The sequence below is a fragment of the Coprococcus sp. ART55/1 genome (assembly GCF_000210595.1).
Taxonomy (GTDB): domain Bacteria; phylum Bacillota; class Clostridia; order Lachnospirales; family Lachnospiraceae; genus Coprococcus; species Coprococcus aceti.
Genome location: NC_021018.1, coordinates 2,739,117 through 2,741,155 on the forward strand (window position 1 = coordinate 2,739,117; position 2,039 = coordinate 2,741,155).

The 2,039-nt window shown below is 42.5% G+C and carries 2 protein-coding genes; both read left to right on the forward strand.

Annotated elements, in window-relative coordinates:
* Positions 1 to 551, forward strand: a 551-nt coding sequence (gene cmk, locus CCU_RS12300; protein WP_208896239.1) for a (d)CMP kinase, incomplete at its 5' end; no start/stop codon positions are given.
* A 16-nt stretch (positions 552 to 567) separates the two neighbouring features.
* The coding region (ispH, locus tag CCU_RS12305) for a 4-hydroxy-3-methylbut-2-enyl diphosphate reductase (protein WP_208896240.1) at positions 568 to 2,039 on the forward strand (1,472 nt) is incomplete at its 3' end.

The window sequence follows — 2,039 nt, forward strand, 5'->3', positions numbered from 1 at the left end:
TGGCTGTATATCTCACAGAAAGCAATATATCTGCCAGCGATGAAGACCTGGTGGAGAAAAGCATAGCGGACATTTCCGTGGAAATAAAATATGAGGATGGAGCACAGCAGGTCTACCTTAACGGCGAGAATGTAACAGGAAAGCTGAGAACTGAGGCTGCTGGTAATATGGCTTCAAAGGCATCTGCACTTCCATGCGTCAGGGAAAAGCTTCTGTCACTCCAGCGGGATCTCGCTGCTTCAAATGATGTTGTCATGGATGGAAGGGATATAGGAACAAATATACTTCCTTCAGCAGAGCTCAAGGTATACCTTACCGCCTCTTCGGCAGTGAGGGCCAAAAGAAGATATGACGAGCTTGTCGCAAAGGGCGCTGAGAATATTGATATAGAGAAGATAGAGCAGGATATAATCCAGAGGGATAAGCAGGATATGGAGAGAAAAACAGCTCCTTTAAAGAGGGCTGATGACGCGGTTCTTATCGACAGCTCAGATATGACGATAGAGCAGGTCACAGACACTATAGTCGGACTTGCAAGAGAGAGAATGTAATACAGGTGGTTTAGATATGGAGATATTACTTGCAAAGAGTGCCGGATTCTGCTTTGGCGTTCAGCGTGCGGTGGATACAGCATACGAACATGCTGATGAGGAAAATGTGTATACTTATGGTCAGATAATACACAATGAAGAGGTGGTTGGTGATCTTACAAAGCACGGAGTGCAGGTGATCGACAGTGATGACGAATTGCTTGAGATAAAAGACAGCAAGGTCATAATCAGATCCCATGGCGCTGAGAAAAGGATATATGACATTCTGGAGGCTGGTGGGAATACGGTGATAGATGCGACCTGTCCATTTGTCAAGAAGATACACAACATAGTGCGCGAGGAAGGACAGAAAGGAAATACAGTCGTCATCATAGGCGACTCAAGCCATCCCGAGGTGAAAGGAATCGTGGGCTGGTGTGTAGAGCCTCCGGTAGTCATAGGTTCCGAGGAGGAGGCTGAGGCTTTTGTAAGAAAATATATTGACGGAGAGGTCAAAACAGCGGATAATATATCGATAGTTAGTCAGACAACTTTTAATTACAGAAAATTTAATTATATTGTTGATATTATTCGAAATAAATTGTATAATGTTACTGCTTATAAGACTATCTGTAATGCTACGTCTGTGCGTCAAAGGGAGGCGCAGGAGATTGCATCAAAGGTAGATGCCATGATTGTTATAGGTGGTCGGAACAGCTCTAATACTCAGAAGTTATATGAGATTAGTAAAAAAGAATGTGAGAATACTTACTATATACAGACACTCGTTGATTTGGATTTGACTACTTTTGAATCCGTTAGTAGGGTAGGTATTACAGCTGGGGCATCTACCCCAAACAAAATTATTAAGGAGGTTCATGGTAGGATGGACGAGATGAATTTTGAAGAATTATTAAAGAATGATGAGAGCAGAGTCTCAATCAAGACAGGAGAGATAGTAGAAGGTAGAGTTATCGATGTTAAACCTGATGAGATTCTGGTAGACATCAGCTACAAGTCAGATGGTATTATTCCTAGAAGCGAGTATACCAACACACCTAATGCAGATCTGACAGAGCTTGTACATGTTGATGATCCGATAACAGCCAAGGTTGTTAAGACAAACGATGGCGAGGGATCAGTTCTTCTCTCATACAAGAGAGTTGCTGCAGAGAAGGCTAATGAGAAGCTTGAGGCTGCTCTTGAGTCAGGAGAGATCCTTACAGGTAAGGTTGTTCAGGTTGTAAGCGGTGGACTTAACGTTATGTACGATGAGACAAGAGTATTTATCCCTGCTAGTCTTGTTTCAGATACATATGAGAAGAATCTTGACAAGTACCTTGATCAGGATATCGAGTTTGTACTCACAGAGTACCAGCCAAAGAAGAGAAGAATAATTGGTAACAGAAAGCAGATCGTTGCAGCAAGAAAGGCAGAGGCTGCAAAGGCTCTGTTTGATAGAATAGAAGTTGGAATGATAGTTGAGGGTGTTGTAAAGAACGTTACAAG